This is a genomic window from Thermostichus sp. MS-CIW-36, assembly GCF_054059035.1.
The window spans coordinates 26,885-47,683 of sequence record NZ_JBSSBR010000015.1; the positions used below are offsets into that span (position 1 = coordinate 26,885).

The following is a 20,799-nucleotide window of genomic DNA, read 5'->3' on the forward strand; positions in this document are numbered from 1 at the left end:
TTTTGCAACAAGATTTTAGGAAAATCTAGGGCTCGTTATTTTAATCTACAACTCTTAGCGATGTCCTCATGGGGTCGGTGCTAGACTTCAGGTGCTAGACTTCATTGTACCCAATCGCAAGATGAAATCCATTTATCCATAGGGGCTAGCTCTCATCGCCTTCCCTTCGCCGGACTCAATTGATGAGATTGGGCTCTGGGTTGGTGCGAGATGCTTGGCCCGGTGGTGGCTGTACTTTTTACGCTGCACTTCATTGTATTGCGGTGCGGGCTGTATTGCCGCTGCTTCCATAGCCGCTGAGATCGAGTCCTATTTTCGAACCTTACTCTTTTGACCCCTTTGACCGCAAATGGGAGGAACTTTAAGATGAACCGTCAGATTGTTTGGGTTAAGAGCGATACCCGAAACCACCAAGGCCACTTCATCCCCCAGTCTGAGTATACTTTGGTCGAGGCTGACCAAAATGGCTGGGCGTTGATCTGTGCTGACAATGCCCGCTGCTATTATGTGGATCCCGAACAACTCCGGTTTGAAGCGGGATGAGGGCTGTTGCCACCTATTCAGGGCTTTTTGACCTCAGGGTGTAGGAGAGCCGGATTCCCGTCATGCATTCTCCCCATGCCTTTGGCGTGGGGTTTTTTATGGGATAAGGCAGAGGCCGGCAGCGGACTTGGTAGCGTTGGATGCACTTGTAACCCCGTCCATATGCTTGAATGAGGCCACTTTAGAGGGGTGGGCTTGGCCGGCAATCCTCACCCCATCCGCATACCCAAAAGGGGGTTTATCCATGTTGAACATTGGGCGGCAGTGGCCACGTTGGCTAAAGATATTGGTTATCACAGTTGTATTTGGCGTCGGTATTGTAGCTCTGACCATCGCCAGTTCGCCGGGATCCCCCAAGGCCTCTCACCCGCTGGATCCCCTGACTGCCGAGGAAATTAAAATGACGGCCAGCGTTATCCGCAAGGCCGAGAACTTGGCCGAGGATGCCACCTTTGTGCTGATCGATCTGCGGGAGCCCGACAAAGCCGAGGTGCTCAGCTTTCAGCCGGGGGATCCCTTTCGCCGAGAAGCTTTTGCCATCGTTTACGAACCGAAGGCCAACCGCACCCACGAAGCCATTGTCGACCTGATGGAAAACAAGCTGGTTAGCTGGACGGAAGTGACCGGTGTGCAACCGGCGATGGTGAGCAGCGAGTTTGGGTTGGCCGCAGAAGTGGTGAAGGCGGATCCCGGCTGGCAAGAGGCAATGCGCAAGCGGGGGATCACCGATTTCGACCGCGTGGCTGTGGATTGTTGGGCGCCGGGCAACTTGAGCGAAGAGGAAAAAGCCTCCGGAAATCGCTTCTGTCGCGGCATTTCCTACTACAAAGGCGACAACTGGAACTACTACGGTGCCCCCATTGAAGGGGTTTTGGCCACTGTGAACCTGAACACGGGAAAAGTCTCAAAGCTGATCGACGATGACACCCTTGTGGCCTTCTCCAAAGAGAGCTTTGACTACGACCTCGCTTCTCTGGGCAGCGTTCGCCCCGCCCCCAAACCTCTAAAAATTACCCACCCCGAGGGCGCCAGCTACGACATCAAGGGTAACGAGATCACCTGGCAAGGCTGGAAGTTCCGCTACCTGATGCACCCGCGCGAGGGATTGGTGCTCTACACTGCTCGCTACCAAGAGGGAGAAGAAGAACGGCCTGTGTTCTACCGGGTGAGCCTCTCGGAGATGGTGGTGCCCTACGGGGATCCCGATGAAACCTGGTATTTCCGCAACGCCTTTGATGTGGGGGAATACAACTTTGGCTTGCTCGCCAACACCATGGAGCTGGGCAAGGAGGTACCGGAGAACGGCCTGTTGCTGGATGCCGTCTTTGCCGACAACGATGGGGAGCCCTACGTGATGCCGGGGGTGATTGGCCTCTACGAGCGGGATAACGGCATGCTCTGGAAGCACTACGAGTACAACACAAAGCGCAACGATGTGCGCCGCAGCCGTGAGTTGGTCATGACCATGACCGCCGCCATCGGCAATTACGACTACGGCATTAGCTGGGTGTTTCACCAGGATGGCACCTTTGAAGTGCAGGCAGATCTGACCGGAATCGTCTTGGCCAAGGGTACAGATGCTGTGACGACTGCTGACGCGGATCCCTTTGCCCCCCTGATGGCACCCAATGTGGGCGGTACCAACCACCAGCACTACTTCAGCTTCCGGCTGGATATGGATGTGGATGGCACCGACAATGCCGTTATGGAGATGAACCTCAAGCCCCTGCCCCAAAGCCCCGACAACCCGGCAGGCAACGCCTTCATCATGGAGGAGAAGCATTTGCTCAGCGAAAAAGAGGCCGTACGGGACTTGAACATGGCCAGCAGCCGTAAGTGGGTCATCGTCTCCAGCAGCAAGACCAACGCCCTCGGCGCTCCTACCGGCTACGCCCTCATGCCCGGCCCCAATGCCATGTTCCTGCCGGTCGAGGGATCCAACGTGCGGGAGCGGGCCGGATTTGCCACCCACCACTTCTGGGCTACCCACTACCAGCCCGGCGAACTGTATGCTGCTGGCCCTTATCCCAACCAAAGCGGGCCTGGAGAAGGATTGCCGAAGTGGGTGAGCGACGACCAACCTCTAGAAGGGGAGGATCTGGTGGTTTGGTATTCCTTGGGCGTTTCCCATGTGCCGCGCCCAGAGGATTGGCCGGTGATGCCTGTACACAGAACGGGCTTTAAGCTGATACCTTGGGGCTTCTTCGACCGCAACCCGACGATCAATCTGGCGGAGCCGGCCTGATATTCGGCTTGAATCTTGTTAACTTCAACTTTCAATACAGAGGGTCTGGTCTGTCTCAGGCCCTTTTTGATTGCCACTCAGGGGGATCCCTGTTCTCGCATGGCTTCGGCCAGCAGGCGGGCCACTTCCGGTCGAGAGAACTCCGGCGGGGGCACTTCACCGCGTTGCAGCATTTCCCGCACCTTAGTACCCGATAGGTGAATGCGCTGGTGGGGTTGGCTGGGGCTGGTCTTGGCCGTGGCCATGGTGCCGGTGACGGTGCAATAGAAAGCATGTTCAAACTTCAAGGGAATGATGCCCAGCTCCCCCGGCTGGAACTCATCAAAAATGTGTTGGGCATCGTAGGTGCCGTAGTAGTTCCCCACCCCGGCGTGATCCCGTCCCACAATGAAATGGGTACAGCCGTAGTTTTTGCGAATGAGGGCATGGAAAATGGCCTCGCGGGGGCCGGCGTAGCGCATCGACGCAGGATTGATGGCCAAGATCACCCGCTCCTTGGGGTAGTACTTTTCGATCAACACCTCGTAGCAGCGCATGCGCACATCGGCGGGAATGTCGTCGCTTTTGGTAGCCCCCACCAGCGGGTGCAGAAACAGCCCGTCCACAATTTCCAAGGCACATTTTTGGATGTACTCGTGGGCGCGGTGGATGGGGTTGCGGGTTTGAAAGCCCACAATGGTTTTCCAGCCTCTTTCCCGAAACAGGTGCCGCGATTGGGCCGGGTCAATCTGGTAGGCCGGAAAAAGAGGGTGGGGATCCCGCTGCAGGAGGGTGACGGGGCCGGCCAAATAGACGGATCCCTGCTCGTAGAGCACCTTTACCCCTGGATGCTGCTCATCGGTGGTGCGATAAACTTGCCGGGCTTCGTATGTTTTATCGTAGGTGAACTTCTCGGTCAGCTCCAGTAAGCCCAGGATCTTGCCCTCGGCACTGGCCAAGGCAATCATTTGCCCCTCTTTCAGACCCGCTGCCACTTCTGAGGAGACCGGCAGGGTGACCGGCAGCGACCAAGCCAAGCCATTGGCCAGGTGCATCGTTTCCAGGACGGCCTGGTAGTCTTCCCGCCCCATAAACCCCGTTAGCGGGCTGAAGCCCCCAATGGCGATCATCTCCAGATCCGATTGGGCCCGCTCGTCGAGATAGAGGATGGGGCAATGTTCGGCTTTGGAACGCAGCTCCTGCGCCTGCTCAGGCGGGGCAATGCAGTTGATCAGGGTGCCCCCGTGGGGCGGAATGGCATCACCAGCAGGGAGAGTCGATGGAGATTGGCTCATGAGAAGGGCAGCGAGAACGACGGTTGTCCAAATCCAATATCCAGCTATCGAATCCCGGATCTCCAGGAAGCAGGGAAAAAAGCACAGGTCGGGCTGAAAACAGGAGGGAGCAGAACAGGTGGAGACCCCATCCAAATCACGCCCTTAGGGATCCCTTCCATCCCAGTCAATCCAGCAGATAGGGAGGCATGCTTTCATCGGTGGCTGATACATTGTCGAAGATGGGCCGATTCATAATCTTCTTTTGCGCGTGCAGAGGTGAGGATTGGGGTTTGGGCTGAATGGGGGCTTGTCCTCTGGGGTTCTGTAACTCCTGGATGGTTTTAGCCCGCTCGTCTGCGACCGCTTGCAACTGCGCCAGCGCCTTTTGCAATTCGTCCCGATGGGCAGTGACTTGCTGCAATTGAGCTTGCAGGGCAGAGACTTTGTTTTGGTAGTCCTGCAAGAGTTGTTGAGCTTCGGCCAGTTGGCTTTTGAGGGCTGCAATTTCCGGCAATTCTGGGGTTGGTTCTGGGGGAGACTGAGAAGACATCGTTGTCGGCTCCTCGCCTGTGGGAGTAGACTCTGCGGAGGTGGGCTCTGAACTGGTTTTAGCACTGGCCTTGCGCCGAATTCCGCCAGAGCGGCGGGAAGTTTCCCCCGACGAAGGAAAGAGGCTACGGTCAGATCCGGTCACAAGAGCACCTCGTGTTCAACCAACTGTAGCAGCCGCTGACACACCGCCGACCCAGGCCGATAGTCCATCACCGTCAAGCCGTAGTCAAAAGCAATGCGCAAATCGCTGCTATCTGGAATAGTAACGGGTGAAAGCACATCCGCAAAAATCTGTTGCGCTTGCACATACAATTGCCCGGTATGGGATCCCGACCAAATGCCCCCCGGCAGATAGCGGTCGTCCAGCATCGTCAAAACGGCGCGGGCGTGGCTGAGCTGGCCTTTCAGGGCCTCAATGTAGCGCAAGGTCACTTCCGTGCAGGAGAAATCGGCGCGGTTGAGCCGCGTCGGGATCAGTACCCGCTGGGCCACCCGCAGGGCATTGGCGGTGAGAGCATTCAGTTCTCCCGGCGTATCGAGAAAGATGAAGTCGTAGTCCGGCAGCAGGGGATCCAGTTGGCGCTGCAACAGATCCTGACCCGTCTCTCCGGCAGCAGCCAGTTGGGCCGCCACTTCCGCCATGGTGCTGTGGGAGGGCGCCACATCTACCCCCTTGTCGGTGCAGTAGATCACCTCTTCCAGAGGACGTTGGTGTTGCGGGTGTAAGCTGGCCCAAACCGTTTCCGGTGCCGGCAAGGATCCGGCCTCTTCCAAGTAGAGACTGCTGGCGGTGGCCTGGGACGTGAGATCGATGAGCAAAACTCGGTATCCCCGCTGGGCCGTCAACTGAGCCGCGTGGACGCAGAGGGTGGACTTGCCGGTGCCCCCTTTGTTGTTGGTAAAGGCCAGGATGCGCGCCATCAGCTCCCCCCGTTTTGCCAACTTGTTCCCCTTTCCGAGCAGCCCGGCCAGATCCGACAGGACAGTCGTTGAGGTGGCCCCGCAGCAGTCTATGCTATTGGGTGTAGCCTGGTGGAGGACAACCATGCGCGATGTACTGGCGATCATCTTGGGAGGTGGGCGTGGCACCCGACTTTATCCCCTGACCAAGCGCCGCGCTAAACCTGCTGTGCCCCTGGCCGGAAAATACCGCCTCATCGACATCCCGGTCAGCAACTGCATCAACTCCGACATCGAAAAAATCTACGTCCTCACCCAGTTCAACTCTGCCTCTCTGAACCGCCACATCGTCAACACCTACCGCTTGTCCCCCTTCACAGGCGGCTTTGTGGACGTTTTGGCGGCCCAACAAACCCCTGACAATCCCGATTGGTTCCAAGGCACCGCCGATGCCGTTCGCCAATACCTCTGGCTGATGGACTCCTGGAAGCCGCGGGACTTCCTCATCCTGTCTGGGGATCACCTCTACCGCATGGACTACCGCCCCTTCATCCACCATCACCGGCAGGTGGGAGCCGATGTGACGCTGGCGGTGCTCCCCTGTGAAGAAAAAGTGGCCTCAGGTTTTGGCTTGCTCAAGCTCGGCGAAAACGGTCGCATTGTGGACTTCAAGGAAAAGCCAACAGGAGATCTGCTGAAAGCCTGTCAGGTGGACACCCAAGCCCTCGGCCTCAGCCCGGAAGAGGCCAAAGCCAAACCCTACATTGCCTCTATGGGGATTTACGTGTTCAGGCGGGAAGCCCTCATCGAGATGCTCAAAGTCAAGGAGCACACCGACTTTGGCAAAGAGGTGCTGCCGGCAGCCATCGGCAAGTACCATCTGCAAGCCTACCTCTTCAAGGGTTACTGGGAAGACATCGGCACCATCGAGGCTTTTTACCGGGCCAACCTGGCACTGGTGCAGCAGCCCAACCCGCCCTTCAGCTTCTTCGACAGCGAAATGCCCATCTACACCCGCCCGCGCTTTTTGCCCCCCAACAAAATCCTCGACTCCCAGATTGTCAACTCCATGATCGCCGATGGTTGCATCATCAAAAACGCCCAAATTCGCAACTCCATCATCGGCATTCGCAGCCGCTTGGAGGCCAACACCATCATCGAAAACACCCTGGTAATGGGAGCCGATTACTACGAGTCGGCAGAAGAGCGACAGGCCAGGCTGGAGGAAGGGATCCCACCGGTGGGCATCGGGGCCAACTCTCACATTGTCAACGCCATCGTGGATAAGAATGCCCGCATTGGGCGCAATGTCCGCATCCTCAACAAGGATCACGTCACCGAAGCGCAGCGGGAAGAGGAAGGGATCTGGATCAGCAATGGCATCGTCACCATCATCAAAGACTCGGTGATCCCGGACAACACCATCATTTGAGGGGGAAACAGGCCGGCCCTGGCCGAGAAGGGGGCAGGATGGGGCTGACAGGCCCTTGCGCAGAAACGGCGAGGCTTTTTCTGTTAAGATGGATACCGAGAGCTTTAAAACAAAAGACTGTGAGATCGCTGGAGTGTGTTTAGTAGAACTTCATCCGTTGCCGCTTTGGAAGTTTACGATCCGCAATTGATCTGCCGTTATTACCGCTGGCGCCTGCCCCAAGTGATTGGTCGGGCGCTGGCCATTCTCTGGCCTTTCTTGTGGTTTGTCCTCTGTTTGCGCTGGGATCAACTGTGGGGCCACACTGATCGCAATGTGGGACGGCGCTCAGTGCAGTTGCGAAAGCTGCTCACCGACCTGGGGCCAACGTTCATCAAGGTGGGTCAGGCCCTCTCCACCCGCCCCGATCTGGTGCGCAAAGACTACCTAGAAGAACTCACCCAACTGCAAGATCAACTGCCGCCATTTCCTTCCGAGCAAGCATTTGCCCGCATCGAATCCGAGTTGGGCCGTCCGATTGCCGAGATCTTTGCCCAGATCTCTCCAGAGCCGGTGGCCGCCGCCAGCCTGGGCCAGGTTTACAAAGCGCAGTTGCACAGCGGCGAATGGGTGGCGGTGAAGGTGCAGCGACCCCATCTGCGAGAGCAGTTGAGCCTGGATCTGTACCTGATTCGCTGGGCCTCGACATGGCTGGGCCCCTGGCTGCCCTTAAACCTGGGCAGTACTTTGACGGCGGTGGTGGATGAGTTTGGCCGCAAGCTTTTTGAAGAGATCGACTACCTGCACGAAGGGCGAAACTGCGAGCGCTTCGCCGAATACTTCCGCGACGATCCGGATGTGTACGTGCCGCGCATCTTCTGGGCTTACAGCACCCGCCGGGTTCTGACCCTGGAGTGGATCGACGGCATCAAGCTGACGGATGTGGAGCGCATTCGAGCAGCCAACCTGGAGGTGAAACAATTGGTGCGTATCGGGGTGGTTGCTGCCCTCAAGCAATTGCTGGAATACGGCTTTTTCCACGCGGATCCCCACCCAGGTAACTTGTTTGCCCTCACCGATGGCCGTATGGCCTACATCGATTTCGGCATGATGGATCAGCTCACCGAGGAAATGAAGGAGTACTTGGTGGATGCTCTGGTTCACCTGGTGGATCGCGACTACAACGCCCTGATCGATGACTTTATTCATCTGGGCTTTTTGCAGTCGGATGTCGGCCGCCAAGAGCTGATCCCCGCCTTGGAAAAGGTGCTGGCAGACGTGCTGACCCAAGAGGTGGTCAACTTTAACTTCAAAACGGCCACAGATCAGTTCTCCGACTTGATGTACCGCTACCCCTTTCAGGTGCCCTCCCACTTTGCTCTGGTGATCCGCTCTTTGGTCACCCAAGAGGGAGTAGCCCTCAGCCTCTATCCCCAGTTCCGCATCGTCGGTGTGGCCTATCCCTATGTGGCCAAGCGCCTGCTGACGGACGAATCGCCGCGTATTCGCCAACGGCTGCTGCAAGTGTTGATCAAGGATGGTAAGTTCCGCTGGAACCGCCTGGAGAACCTGATTCAAATTGCCCGCAGCGATGGGGGATTGGATTGGTTACCCACCGCCCAAACGGGTTTGCGCTACCTGATGTCGGAAGAGGCCCGCGATCTGCGTCGCCAGTTGGTGCTTTCCCTCACAGAAGATGATCGCCTTCACTTTGAGGAGCTGCAGCGTTTGTGGCAGTTGCTCAGCCCTGAACTTTCCCCAGCTTACCTCTGGCAGGCAACGCTGAGATCCCTACCCTCGACCGGCGATCTGCAACACACGCTTGCCGAGTTGAGGGAGCAGGTGCAAGCCCATCTGGAACATCTCAGCCGCTGGCGGCTACCTCAACCTTGGTCGGATTTGCTGGCAGGAGTGGGACAGGAAAGGTAGAACGGAAGAAGATGACTCAAGTTTATTGTTATTGAGCTGGACAAAAGCGTGGCAGATCAGAAAGGTGACTTCATTGCGGGTGTAGTGACCGGCGCCCTGTTGGGAGGGATCATCGGCGGGGTCATTGGGTTTGTGCTTGCCCCTCGACTCAGAAAGGGATCCGCCGAAGACCAACGCCGGGATCCGGATCGTCTCAACGGCACCTCGGTAGCCCCTGAACGACCGCGCCTCAGTGCTTCGGGTGAGTCGGCCATGTCCAGCGACTGGAGGAAGTGGGAAAATGAGGCAGAACGCATTGCTCAAGCCCGCCGCACTCTAGAGGCCAAGATTGCCGAGTTAAACGAGGCGATTCAGGCCATGCGCACGCAATTGCTCGTCAAGGAAACCTCTTCCAGGGCTGTTGAGGAAAAGCCTTGAGCAGGGGATCCCTGTCCATGCCAAACTAGAGGCGGCAGCGGCTTTCCTCTCTAGGTTCTGCCATCCTCTCTCGGCTGAGTTGCGATCCTGGGCCAGGTCTGCCTCTGGCGAAGGTGCTTCAGCTTAATGGATGTTGAGTTAATCGAGTTGTTTCCCTACTTTTCCCAACCATGATGCTCAGTCACTTGTTGTCTCCTCTCGCTTGGGTGGACGGCCTCTCTCTGGGGTTGGTCTACGGCACTGCCGGGTCGTTGCTGTTCCGCTCCCTTTACCAGTTCATCGTCATTTACAATGCTCTGCTGATCGTGCGGATTTTGCTGAGCTGGTTCCCGCAACTGAACTGGTCTAACCCCATCCTGTCGGTGCTCAGCCAACTCACCGATCCCTATCTCAACCTGTTCCGCGGCATCATCCCCCCCATTGGCGGCTTGGACTTTTCCCCCTGGTTGGCCTTCATTTTGCTCAGCTTTGCCATGCAGGTGGTGGGCCAGTTTGCCTAGCCGCTGTAGCACTGGATTCATCTGGATAGGCCGGGATCCCTTTACGATGGAGAGCTGCTTTTTTCGTTGCCCGCCATGCAGATCCCCGGCGTTGCCCACTACTGGCTGCTGAATGCTCAGGTTCCCCTGTCGGTACTGAAGGAGGCGGTGCCAGGAGCTGTTCCCAACCGCGATAACCTGGTGTTGCTGGATCTGGAAATCGAAGGGGGGCAGATCCGCCAAATCCAGGCGGCAACAGGGATCCCGCCCCAGGGGATCCCCAGCGTGGATCTAAGGCGGGGCCAAGTGTGGCCGTGTTTTGTGGACATCCATACCCACCTGGACAAGGGACATGTGTGGCCGCGCACCCCCAATCCCGATGGTACCTTTGCCGGGGCGAGGCAGGCCGGCCAGGAAGATTGGGTGAAGATGAAGCAAGCCTATGACGGGGATCCGGAGCAGTTTCGGGAGGATCTCTACCGTCGCTTCAGCTTTGGTTTGCGCTGCAGCTATGCCCATGGATCCCAGGCGGTGCGCACCCATCTGGCCTGTGAGAACCCTCAAGTTATGGGGGCCAACTGGGAGGTGTTTGTCCAGCTGCGCCGAGAGTGGGCGGGCAAGCTGGAACTCCAGGCGGTCACGCTTCTGAGCTTGGATACCTTTCTCACCCCTGCAGCAGAAAAGCTGGCGGACAAGGTGGCGGAAGTGGGCGGGATCCTGGGTGGAGTGGCGGCGATGGGGCCGGAACTGGATCGGCAATTGGATCGGGTGTTTGCCCTGGCCAAGGAGCGGGGCTTGGCTCTGGACTTTCATACGGATGAGACGGATGATCCGGGATCCCTCACATTGAGACACGTAGCAGCGGCGGCCTTGCGCAACGATTTTCCCCATCAGGTGGTGTGTGGCCATTGCTGTAGCCTGGCCGTGCAACCGCCGGAGGTGGCCCACAAGACTATGGCCTTGGTCAGAGAGGCGGGAATTGCCGTGGTCAGCCTGCCCATGTGTAACCTGTACTTGCAAGCCCGTAACCCCGGCCATACCCCCCGCTGGCGGGGAGTGACGCTGTTGCATGAGCTGAAGGCTTTGGGCGTGCCGGTGATGATAGCCAGCGATAATTGCCGGGATCCCTTCTACGGCTTTGGGGATCACGATGGCTTGGAGGTGTTCCGGGAGGCCACCCGCATTTTGCACCTGGATACCCCCTATGGGGATTGGCCCCAAGCCACCACCACCACCCCTGCCCGCATCATGGGCTTGACCGAGCGAGGGCAAATTGGGGTGGGCTTGCCGGCAGATCTGGTGCTGTTCAAGGGACGTGGCTTTGATGAGCTGCTCTCGCGACCCCAACATGACCGGGTGGTGTTGCGTCAGGGGCAGGCCATCGACACGACTCTGCCGGACTACAGCGAACTGGACGACTTGATGGAGAAGGTGGGGACAGCGCTCAGCTCCGAGAAGTAGAGCGGGGTCACAGTCGTTTCAAGTTAGATTAAGACACTTCCCAATTGCTGATACATTCACGCTGAACTCTCCTGAACATGGTTCAGGAAAGAAGCGATCGCATCCTGCCTATCTCTGAGCAGGAAGGCGGTATCCCGCAAAGCCCTGAGGAATACCCCCCGAGCGCTTTCCCCCTTCACTTCCCGGCAACCGTTGCGGTGGACTCAAGGATCAGGGGGAAACTTGGTCTACTATATCCCTCTCAATGACTTTTGCCAAACCGCCTAAAGCTCAGTAAATTCAGCAAAGTTCAGGGTTTTGGGGGTTAGAGGCATGCTCCACGGTGCCGCCCCAGCGTTCCGCGCCGCTGCCACAACCACCACCTCCAGGCAAAGGGAGAGAGCATGACTCTAGTCAATAATAAGCTCAACTATACTGAAAATAATGTATAATATGTTCAGTACGGATTACTACCAGTTGATCTTTCTGTTTACTTTCGAGTCTGCCAACATGGTAGCCAAAGCAAAGCAGAAAATTGGTAGTAAGACGACACGGAAACTGCGCTTTGGGTATTCTACTCAAAGCTTTGCGGGATACCGCCATTCTGGTTGGAAACAAACAGAATGCTATCGCTGCATAGTTGAACAGTGATGTGTGGCTACGCCACGCAAGCGAACAGCAGTGTTCAGCGTAAATGTATCAGCTAGTGCACAATGCTAAGGAAAAAGTTTCATTCCCGCTTAAAAATGACTATGCGGATTGTCCTCGAACTCCAGGGTGCAGAACTTTAAGGTTCGGCAGTTTTCCGCTACCGTGCGCCTCACGCTCTCCGGTAAGCCTTCCGGTATTTCCGCGTCGATTTCCAGGGTAATTTTGACAGTGGCTCCTGGCAGATTGGTCAGGTGCCGGATGACCTCGTCGGCAAGGGTTGCAACATCTCTGTTGACCCGCAGGGGATCCATTTCCACCCTGCCGTAAAATCGCCTCGGCAACGCCGGCTGGGAAACTTGATTTCCTTGATTCGTAACTGGGGAATCCTCCTCGCCGGGGCCAGGAAGAGGCGGAGTGCTGTCTGGGAAGATGCAGGGCGCCTTTGGGGAAGGAACTTGAAGGGCTTCCAATTGACGGCGGGCAACCTCTGGCTTGACCAGCAGGCTGTTGGAACCGATGCTGGGCTTGACTATGGCTGCCACTTGCAAGCCGAGGTATTTGCCTTTGGACTCATCGAAGGCCTCTGCGTAGGCAAAGCTATCCTCCCAAGCAGTTGAGGCTACCCCGTCTTCTACAGCTCTTAGAAGAACGGATGGGTCTTTCAAGCGGGGTAGGTAGAGGTACTGGGCCAGGCATTCCCACAGTCGTTTGAGATCGATGTGATCAGCCTCGCGCCAGAGGAATCTATCCAGCGTATCCAGGCGGAGGGTGATGGCAGAGTAAGCGGTAACCAGATCCCCCTCGTGGACAGCTTTGCGGCTGGCTTGCAAAATGGGGGAATCTTGCCCCTGCAGTCGGCATTCTTTCCACTCTAGACTGCCTTGGGGATCAGGCTGGGCTGGGATCAGCAGCCATTGATAGGTTTCCCGCAGAGCAGCCTCAACAGCAGCCTCGGATTGGTGCAGCTTGGTATCGGCTTGGTCGGTTTGGAAGGCATCTAGGTTGAGGAGATCTTTGTCTTCCAGGATCCCTTTCCAAGCTAGGTATTGGGCGGTATTGCGTTCTAGGCTTTCCAGGCGGGTTTTGTCGGGCGCCAAAAACAGCAGCATGTTCCTGTAGTAGCGGGGGCCGCTGCCGCGACGCTGGAGGGCCTGCTCAGCCCAGACTCGCCCAGGGCTATCCTGGCTACCCCGGCTATGGGAATACTGAGGATGCAGGATCACCAGCCGCACGCCTAAAGTGGGATCGTCGGGAATATCGGCAGTGGAGTCGGGGGCAACGTGAACGGCGCTGAACTCACCGCGATTTCTGTCGGCTTTGAGGCGCCGGATGATCTCTTGGCAGAGGGTGTGGGGCTCGTCCCTCAACAGTTGCTCGGCTCGCTCCTGAGCAGTGCGGTTGACGTTGGGCTGGGTGGAAATCCAGTAGCGACTGCCATCTCCGTATAGGTAAGTTGCCTGGTCGGATAGCCGCCGCAGGGCATCGCCGAAGGTGATGGGGTGTTCTCCCGGTTGCACGCAGCCCAGCTTGATGCGGCGCTCCTCAATGCCGCGGTTGGCGGCCCGCAGGGTGGGGGCGGATCCCATGTAGATGGTGCGGGCAACCCGGCGACAGGCGGAATACCGGCCCAGGTTGGGGTGATCTCGGTCGAGAGTCAGGGGCAGGGAAGTGGGGCCATCCACGTCTTTGTCGATTACCGGCAGCCAGTTGTCGTCTAGGTAGCGGGTCAGCTCTGCTTGTACCTGTTGATCGTCCATGGGGATGTGGGCGGGCAGGATCATCAGGCTGCGGTCATTTCGCTCCCAGAGGGTGTGGATGACCCTGGCCATCAGCCGTAGCACACCGCGGGTGCGTTGAAACTTGTCGAGAGTAGACCAGTCGGAGTAAAGGCGGTCAAACAGCTCTGGGTGAATGGGATAAGCAGCCTTGAGGCGGCGTTCGTAGTCACTTTCTTTGCACTCGCTGGGAAATTCCTGGCTTTGGCTGCGATAGAGATCCATGAACGCTTTCACCACGGCATCCCGCTGCACAAATAGCTCGGGATTGGTGAGGGGCTGAAACAGGCGGCGGCGGACAATTTCAAAGCTTTCTTCAGCGCTCGCGGGCCGCCAAGGGGATTCCACCCGGCCAATGGCATTTCTCAGGCGAACCAGAGCTTCTTTGCCCCGCTCCCCGCCAATTTCGATATCCGAAGAAGGAAGGCTCACCACCAGCAGTGTATCTTTTGCGTTCTTGGCCGATTCGCTCAGGGTTTGGGCAAAGGTAAACTGGGTGTCGAAACTGCCGCCGGCTAGGTCAGGGCTGTCGTGGAGTTGGCGAGCATAGGCCACCCACTCATCGATTAGGATCAGGCAAGGGGCATAGCGGTTGAACAAGACTTTAAGCGCATCGCCGGGGTTGGTGGAAGTTGCGTCGGCCTGCTGCACCCGCGCATAGCCTTCGGCACCTCCCAGTTGCCAGGCCAACTCCCCCCAAAGGGTGCGGATCAGGGGGCGGTTTTGCTGGGCGTGCTCAGGCTTGTAGGAGGGAATGCCGCTGGGCTGGAGCTTGTTCCCCACCAGGACGGCTATCCTGACGTTTTGAGGTGGTCTCTGCAGGCCGACGGCTTGGAGAAGAGACTCTGTGCCGGGTAGGGGGCCCTCACCCCTAGCCCCTCTTCCAAAGAGGTGGTAGAGGGCAAGCATGGCGTGGGTTTTGCCGCCGCCAAAGTTGGTCTGCAACTCTATCACGGGATCCCCCCCTTGGCCGCTGAGGCGCTTCAGGGCATTGGTGAGCAGTTGTTGCAATCCCTCGGTAAGGTAGGTGCGGCGGTAGAACTCGACGGGATCCCGGTACTCATCCGAACCTTCGCCCAGGTAGACTTCCCAAAGATCGGCGGCAAATTCGGCTTGTTGGAAGCGACCTGAAGCCACATCGGGGTGGGGAGTGGCAACCTCGCGCCAGGGCTTGAGGCCAGCCTGGGGCTGACCTTCTGTAGGGGATCCCATAGCGCGACGGCTTTCCCGCTTGGCCTGTTCTTCGAAGCGCAGTCGCAGTAGCTCTTGTTTTTGTTTTTCAACTTCGGCAGCTTGGGGGGCAGCAATGGCGCTCAGCAGTCGGGCAACGCTATCGAGGGCGCGATAGGCATCGTCAAAACCAAAAGTGCAGGTGTGGGCCCAGGTGTTGCGGGTATTGCGCAGCTCGCTGACTAGGGTGCGCTCCGCTTGTCCCAGAGTTTGCCTGAAGACGGTGTTCCACTGCTCCCACATGAGAGTCAGCAGCGCCAAAACATCTTCCTCCAGGATCTGCTCAGGACTTTTGAATTTGGGAGAGCTCTCGGGCAGGTTGTCGGCGACAACTGTCAGCCACTTCTCTCCATGGAAGGCTTGCATCTCCCGCACGACAAAAGGATAAAGCCCCTGCCGCAGAAGGTTGAGGGCGCGTCCAACTCGTTCGTGGTTGCTGATAGCCATAAGTGATTGAATGAAATTGAAGTTAGGGGGTGGGTCGATTATTTCCAGATTAAAGTGAGATCCACAACAAAGCCAGGGAGAACCGGATCCCCAGACAAGCTAGTAGGCCGCTCCAAAACTTGCACCAGCTGACCTGGGCGGTAGACGTAAACCCGCTGGCTTTCTGGATCGATCAGCCAGCCCAGTTGGGATCCGTTGTCTAGGTACTCCTGCAGCTTGGCCTGAAGGATAGCCAGCTCGTCAGTGGGGGACTTCAGTTCCAGCACAAAGTCGGGGCAAAGAGGAGCAAAGCGACGACGCTGCTCCGGGGTAAGCTGCTGCCAGCGCTCTTTGGCAATCCAAGCGGCATTGGGAGAGCGGATGGCCCCATTGGGCAGGGCAAAGCCCGCGGAAGAGTCAAAGACAAAACCTAAGTTCTTGCCTCGATTCCACTGCCACAGTTGGCCCAGCAGGTCGGCATTGCGGAATCCAGTTTCGCTGCCTGCAGGGGCCATGGCAATCAGTTCTCCTTGGGCAGTGCGTTCCAGGCGCAGCTCAGGATTTTGCCGGCAAAGCTGTTCGAAAACTTCATCGGTTAAATTCAAAGCCGGTTGCAGGTTGAGGGCAATCATAAGCTTTGCCTGCAGAGCAACTCAGGGCCCGGGGGCGCTACTCCCAGATTAAAGTGAGATCCACAACAAAGCCAGGGAGAACCGGATCCCCAGACAAACTAGCAGGTCGCTCCAAAACCTGTACCGGCTGACCTGGGCGATAGACGTAAACTTGGCCCTTTTCTGGGTCAATTAACCAGCCCAGTTGGGATCCGTTGTCCAGGTACTCCTGCAGCTTGGCCTGAAGGATAGCCAGCTCGTCAGTAGGAGACTTTAGTTCCAGCACAAAGTCAGGGCAAAGAGGAGCAAAGCGACGGCGCTGCTCTGGGGTAAGCTGCTGCCAGCGCTCTTTGGCAATCCAAGCGGCATCGGGAGAGCGGATGGCCCCATTCGGCAGGGCAAAACCTGCAGAGGAGTCAAAGGCTACACCAAGCTGGGTTTGCCGGTTCCACTGCCAGAGCTGGGCGCTGAGGCTCAAGTTTTGACGGCTGCTTTCGCTGCCTGCAGGAGCCATGGCGATCAGTTCTCCTTGGGCGGTGCGTTCCAGGCGCAGCTCAGGATTTTGCCGGCAAAGCTGTTCGAAAACTTCATCGGTTAAATTCAAAGCCGGTTGCAGGTTGAGGGCAAGCATCATCTTCTTTGGGCAAAACTCTCAGAGTACGTGGCCTATGGCTCGTATTAATTCCCTAAGATGGAGCGTATTTTTTGGCGAAGGGCACGAAGGGCTGGACTTCTACCCAGATCTCGACTTTGGGCCAAGACTTCTGGCACCCACTCTAAAATCGGTAGCTGAGGAAAGGTTGGGCTGGTGGCAGAAGCCTGATATTGGCCGGGTTGCAGGATGTAGATGGTTAGCTGGTTGCCTTGATAAACCCAAAGTTCGGGCACTCCTAGGCGGGTGTAAGCCTCAATCTGGGTTTTGGAAGTAACATCCACTTCGATGGCCAGATCCGGAGGCGGGTCAACAGATAGATCCAGCCGATCTTTGCCAATCACGGCCTGGTGATTTTGGATATAGAAGCATTCATCAGGTTCGATCCCGTAGTTCATTGCTTGCTGTTTGAAGGTAGCTGACCCAAAACATTCGCAGTCAACTTCCAGTTCCTCTAGCAAGATTTTGACAATGTCTCCAATGATGGATTTTTCTCGCTCATGCTTGGGTGAGGGCATTCTGATTTCCAATATCCCATCGCTGTAGGCAATGCGGCTGGCTCGCTTTTCGCCCAGCTCATCTAGGATGGCTTCAAAGTCTAACCAATTCAGATTGTGAATCAGCAGGCGCTGGCCGGGTGGGATGGTGAGTTGTCGAAGCTGGAGGGTGACCATCGTCTGGTTGGGTGTAAGGATAGAAATCTCTGAGGTCTTTTAGCTTATGGGGGTGTGGGGGTAGCTAAGCCCCGCACTGTACTCGTAGAGTCAGTGTCGGGATACAGATACCCCCACATGGTGTATGATGGGAGTACTTGCACAAAACGGCTTTTGCCGGAATCTGGTGCAACTACGCGGTAGGGCATTCCGTGTCTGCTCGTGGAGGGTTCTTGCGTAGGCTCCCCGATGAAGCGAGAAGCCCGCACTGTACCCGTAGGGTCAGCGATGGGAGTATGTCACGCTTTGCTTCCCCCAGAGGTAGGGAACTAAAGCAAGCTGGGCTGGAAAGGATCATGCTGCTTTTTCTTTATTTCGGATGCTAGCCGGTTAATTTCCGGCCAGGCAATGACGAGAGTGTTATAGGCTAGGGCTTCTTGAGTCCAGCCTTTCTTTTCGCAGAGGGTATAGAGCCGATAGGCAAGGTCGCGGGCCACTGCACCTCCATCTGCCAAGCTAGCCAGGAGAGCGGCGGCTTCCATTTCCCCTTTCTGATCGAGGGTGTGGATGAGGGTCTGGGTGATGAGCCAGGCGGAGGAAGCAAGGAGCAAGGAGAGGGAATCTGCTCCCTTTTCTTTTCTCTGGGCTATTTCCTCTCTTCTCAACAACCGCACCTTGCCGGCCTTGGCTTCTAGGATCCCAAGTTCCTCAAGGGACTCAATGCTGACGTTTCTGGCCTTGCTGAGGACTTCTGCTTCCCCGTAGGGGCCTGGCTCAAATTGATATTGGGCAAACCAAGTGGTGGCCCAGCGGCTGCCCTCATCCAATTCCCCTTCTTGTTCGCTGAGATATTCATCTAGGTACTGGTTGATCAGTTGCAGGGCAGTGCGGACGGTCAGGGGCGAGCCATCGCTTTCCAAAACTGCAGCGTAGCGGGAATAGATGGCCATGCCGGGGCCGATGCTGGCTTGGGCCAAGTCCACAGGAGCAATGCTGCCCTGCTGCAGAAGTTTAAGCGCCTTGGGCAGCTCGCGCTTCAGCTCGGCAAGGAATTGGCGACGGGTAGCCTTGGGCGCATCGGCAGGACGAGGACGGCAGACTAGAACGATGGAAGAAGCGAGGGCGTTAGTGCCAGATGCAATCATGCGGTTAGCGAGTTCGGTTCGCAGAGGCCAAGTGCCGTCAATGGTGAACCCAGCCCTGATCAAGCCTTCGAGCATGGTTTCCCAACCCGTAGAGACTCGGCCACTCATGCGCTCTGGGCTCTCACCCCTGGCTCCCCTACCAGTACGGGAGAGGGGGATAGGCTTGTCCGTGTCATCATCCTCTTCATCTTCCCCTTGTCCTTGGGGAGAGGTGTCTTCTTCCGTTTGCTTAAAGGCGTAGTAAACCGTGAGCGGGTAATCGGCATGAGAAATGCCGCGAATTCGGTTAAAAGCCTTACTTAATCCTGCCTCGAAGAACTCTTTAGCCTTTTGCTTGTCTCCACTAAAACGGTAGGGAGTAGCTACCAACTCTTGATCCTTGGGAGCCAAAAGAGTGCTAAAAAGATCGGGGTATACAGAGTTGAGACAACGGCGCAGCCAAACATAGAAGAAGTCCGATAAATCGGCATAGCTAATGTTTTCATAGTAGGGAGGATCAGTGGAGATAATTTTTGGGACGGCGTCATGAGCGTGAGGGACTGTTGCGTCGTGTTGGGTGATTTGTCCGTTAGTAAAATCATCTAACTTCTCAACAACTCTAAGTAGACTTCCTAAACTAATTTCAAAATTTCCAGCAGAATTTGAAAATATATTTGGTTCTGCATAGTCCCAAAGCATGGGAATAGCTTGTCGAGTAAATAAGTGTCGGACTTGGGTTTTCGTATTTTCCCACATGCATAGTGAGTTACAAATATCACTTAAACGACTCAAAGCCATTCCCAAATAAACACTAATCGCCTCTCCATAGGCTCTAGCTCCTGCTCCACCCTCAGCCAAGGGCACGTTGTCATCGGGGAGTCCGGCGGCGGTCGCGTCAGCGGTGCGTAGCGCCTTGGCATCGGCGATGGCCTTTTCCCGTGCTTCCGCCACCAAGTCGCTGAAAGTGGTGAGGGCCACCAGTTGCCGAGGGGTGAAGAGATCTGAGATTTTCCTCATCCCATAGTTGGGAGTCTTAAAATCCCTTGGATTATGGGGTAAATTGGCATCTGGTTTCCAAGTGGGTTGTGCTGATTCAGCAATTTCAACGTGTTCTTGTTGAGGTGATAGATACACCCTGCCATTTTGTCCCTCCGCCACAATGGCCATCAGTTGCGCTCCCATGCGTCCGGCCTGACCCTCTTTGCGGATGTACTCCAGTGGTACAGGTGTTCCGCAGGCAATGCAGCGTGCTCCTTTGCGGCCTACGGTTCCCTCCGGCGCTTTGCCCTTACCTGACCTGACCACAAACCGGATCGAGGGAGCAGAAGCGCTCTCTCCCCCATTCACCACCACCGGCTCTACCCAAGCCTCTTTCCCCTTCTTCGTCGAAAGCTGAAACGATCGCACCAACGGCATCTGACAGCGGCAGGCTGGATTTGGACAGGTCACCGTCCGCGCCCACAACCAGGCAATCACCGTCAACTCCTCTGTGCCTAAGGGGTTTGAACAGGGAGGATAGAGATGTCCAATGCGCTCAAAGGCTTGTTCCCGCATCCAAGCCCCGTAATACCGGACATCTGCTGCCAATCCTTGGGCACCCCGCCAGGCTGAGATGTGCTTCTTAGCCCGATCTTCAGGGTTGATGGGGGCTTTGTCCTTAAACTTCGGTGGAATCTCGATCAATGCCTTGTTGATCAGCACCGCCACCGGGTTGAGATCGCTGGCATGGGCCTCTAACCCCAAGCGCTGCGCTTCCAACGGGATGGATCCGCCACCGGCAAAGGGATCGTAAACGGGCGGCGCGTACTTGGCGATGTATTCTCTAACGGCTGCCGGATCCGTAGGGGGCTCTTCTCCTCGATCCCAGGCTAGACATCGGGCAATTTCTCGCTGCGCTGCCTCCAGCACGCCGGAGTTTGGACTGTTCACGTCATCCCAGGACACCAGACCCCGCACGACCCGCTTCCCCTGTTCGATCTCTATGCGGCCCAGGATGTTGAACAGCCGCTGCCGCTCTCGCTCTTGGTCGGCCTCGGTGGGGAACTTGTCCGGCCAACTGGAAGGGTCATCGACCAGGGAAGCCCAGAGCACTGCCCGACAGGCTGCTAGGGGTCGCCGCGCCCACCAGAGATGTAGGGTGCTGGGGTGACCATGGCGGATGGATTTCTCGCGAGCCGATTCCAGATTGATGGCTTCGAGGGGCAGGGCAACTTCAATCAGCTTCTTGCGGCGGCTCATTAGACAAAGGTCAGCTAGAAATTGCAGGAGCCCCGCACTGTACCCGTAGGGTCGGTGTCGGGAGGAATGCTATAATAATACTGCGGACACCAGAAACGGTTGTTTAAGGCACTGGTAACGGTCGATTGGGGGTGCTGTAAACCACCCCAGAGGTCAAGCCTACGGCTCGCTTCGCGAACGTGGTTGGCTTGCTAACTGCAGGGCTACTAAAAGCCCGCTCCGTACCGCCTAGCGGTTGGTGTCGGGTAGTTTACTCGGGTTAAACAG

The 20,799-nt window shown here is 56.9% G+C and carries 15 protein-coding genes; 7 read left to right on the plus strand and 8 right to left on the minus strand.

The annotated features are described in order from the left end of the window. Window positions 1-366: 366 nt before the first annotated feature. Window positions 367-543, plus strand: a complete 177-nt coding sequence (locus tag ACVWVQ_RS08280; RefSeq protein ID WP_414355865.1) for a hypothetical protein — start codon at window positions 367-369, stop codon at window positions 541-543. Between the two features lie 286 nt (window positions 544-829). Continuing rightward, on the plus strand, window positions 830-2,788 hold the full coding sequence (locus ACVWVQ_RS08285) for a primary-amine oxidase (protein ID WP_457507887.1): 1,959 nt from the start codon (window positions 830-832) through the stop codon (window positions 2,786-2,788). Window positions 2,789-2,865: 77 nt separating this feature from the next. On the opposite strand, the gene sat is transcribed toward ACVWVQ_RS08285, so the two are convergent. From sat to ACVWVQ_RS08300, 3 genes are all read right to left on the minus strand, one after another. Further along, window positions 2,866-4,062 (minus strand): sulfate adenylyltransferase, encoded by a 1,197-nt coding sequence (gene sat / locus ACVWVQ_RS08290; protein WP_457507889.1) that lies wholly within the window; start codon window positions 4,060-4,062, stop codon window positions 2,866-2,868. 166 nt (window positions 4,063-4,228) lie between these two features. Then, complete coding sequence (locus ACVWVQ_RS08295; protein ID WP_414355868.1) at window positions 4,229-4,594, minus strand: hypothetical protein; 366 nt, start codon at window positions 4,592-4,594, stop codon at window positions 4,229-4,231. Window positions 4,595-4,734: 140 nt separating this feature from the next. After that, complete coding sequence (locus tag ACVWVQ_RS08300) at window positions 4,735-5,517, minus strand: ParA family protein (RefSeq protein ID WP_457507891.1); 783 nt, start codon at window positions 5,515-5,517, stop codon at window positions 4,735-4,737. A gap of 124 nt (window positions 5,518-5,641) precedes the next feature. On the opposite strand from ACVWVQ_RS08300, the gene ACVWVQ_RS08305 reads away from it, so the two are divergent. The 5 genes from ACVWVQ_RS08305 to ACVWVQ_RS08325 all read left to right on the plus strand — a co-directional run bounded on the left by ACVWVQ_RS08305 (window position 5,642) and on the right by ACVWVQ_RS08325 (window position 11,193). After that, a complete protein-coding gene (locus ACVWVQ_RS08305) occupies window positions 5,642-6,928 on the plus strand; it encodes a glucose-1-phosphate adenylyltransferase (RefSeq protein WP_457507893.1) in 1,287 nt (428 codons plus the stop codon). 135 nt (window positions 6,929-7,063) lie between these two features. Next, window positions 7,064-8,836, plus strand: coding sequence for an ABC1 kinase family protein (locus ACVWVQ_RS08310; protein WP_457507895.1), 1,773 nt, complete (start codon window positions 7,064-7,066; stop codon window positions 8,834-8,836). A gap of 48 nt (window positions 8,837-8,884) precedes the next feature. Then, entirely contained in the window at window positions 8,885-9,253 is a 369-nt protein-coding gene (locus tag ACVWVQ_RS08315; RefSeq protein WP_457440653.1) for a hypothetical protein, read from the plus strand. Between the two features lie 170 nt (window positions 9,254-9,423). After that, window positions 9,424-9,753 carry a YggT family protein gene (locus ACVWVQ_RS08320; protein WP_414343744.1) on the plus strand — a complete coding sequence of 110 codons (330 nt, stop codon included), beginning with the start codon at window positions 9,424-9,426 and terminating at the stop codon, window positions 9,751-9,753. Between the two features lie 75 nt (window positions 9,754-9,828). Further along, window positions 9,829-11,193: a cytosine deaminase gene (locus ACVWVQ_RS08325; protein WP_457507927.1), complete on the plus strand. Its 1,365-nt coding sequence runs from the start codon at window positions 9,829-9,831 to the stop codon at window positions 11,191-11,193. A 719-nt stretch (window positions 11,194-11,912) separates the two neighbouring features. Here the strand turns inward: ACVWVQ_RS08325 and ACVWVQ_RS08330 are convergent. From ACVWVQ_RS08330 to ACVWVQ_RS08350, 5 genes are all read right to left on the minus strand, one after another. Beyond that, window positions 11,913-15,275 carry a Swt1 family HEPN domain-containing protein gene (locus tag ACVWVQ_RS08330; protein ID WP_457507897.1) on the minus strand — a complete coding sequence of 1,121 codons (3,363 nt, stop codon included), beginning with the start codon at window positions 15,273-15,275 and terminating at the stop codon, window positions 11,913-11,915. Between the two features lie 38 nt (window positions 15,276-15,313). Then, window positions 15,314-15,886 carry a Uma2 family endonuclease gene (locus tag ACVWVQ_RS08335; protein ID WP_457507899.1) on the minus strand — a complete coding sequence of 191 codons (573 nt, stop codon included), beginning with the start codon at window positions 15,884-15,886 and terminating at the stop codon, window positions 15,314-15,316. A 37-nt stretch (window positions 15,887-15,923) separates the two neighbouring features. Then, on the minus strand, window positions 15,924-16,496 hold the full coding sequence (locus ACVWVQ_RS08340; RefSeq protein WP_457392691.1) for a Uma2 family endonuclease: 573 nt from the start codon (window positions 16,494-16,496) through the stop codon (window positions 15,924-15,926). Window positions 16,497-16,543: 47 nt separating this feature from the next. Further along, a complete protein-coding gene (locus tag ACVWVQ_RS08345) occupies window positions 16,544-17,191 on the minus strand; it encodes a Uma2 family endonuclease (protein ID WP_457507901.1) in 648 nt (215 codons plus the stop codon). 308 nt (window positions 17,192-17,499) lie between these two features. Beyond that, on the minus strand, window positions 17,500-20,532 hold the full coding sequence (locus tag ACVWVQ_RS08350; RefSeq protein ID WP_457507903.1) for a DUF1156 domain-containing protein: 3,033 nt from the start codon (window positions 20,530-20,532) through the stop codon (window positions 17,500-17,502). Window positions 20,533-20,799 lie beyond the last annotated feature (267 nt).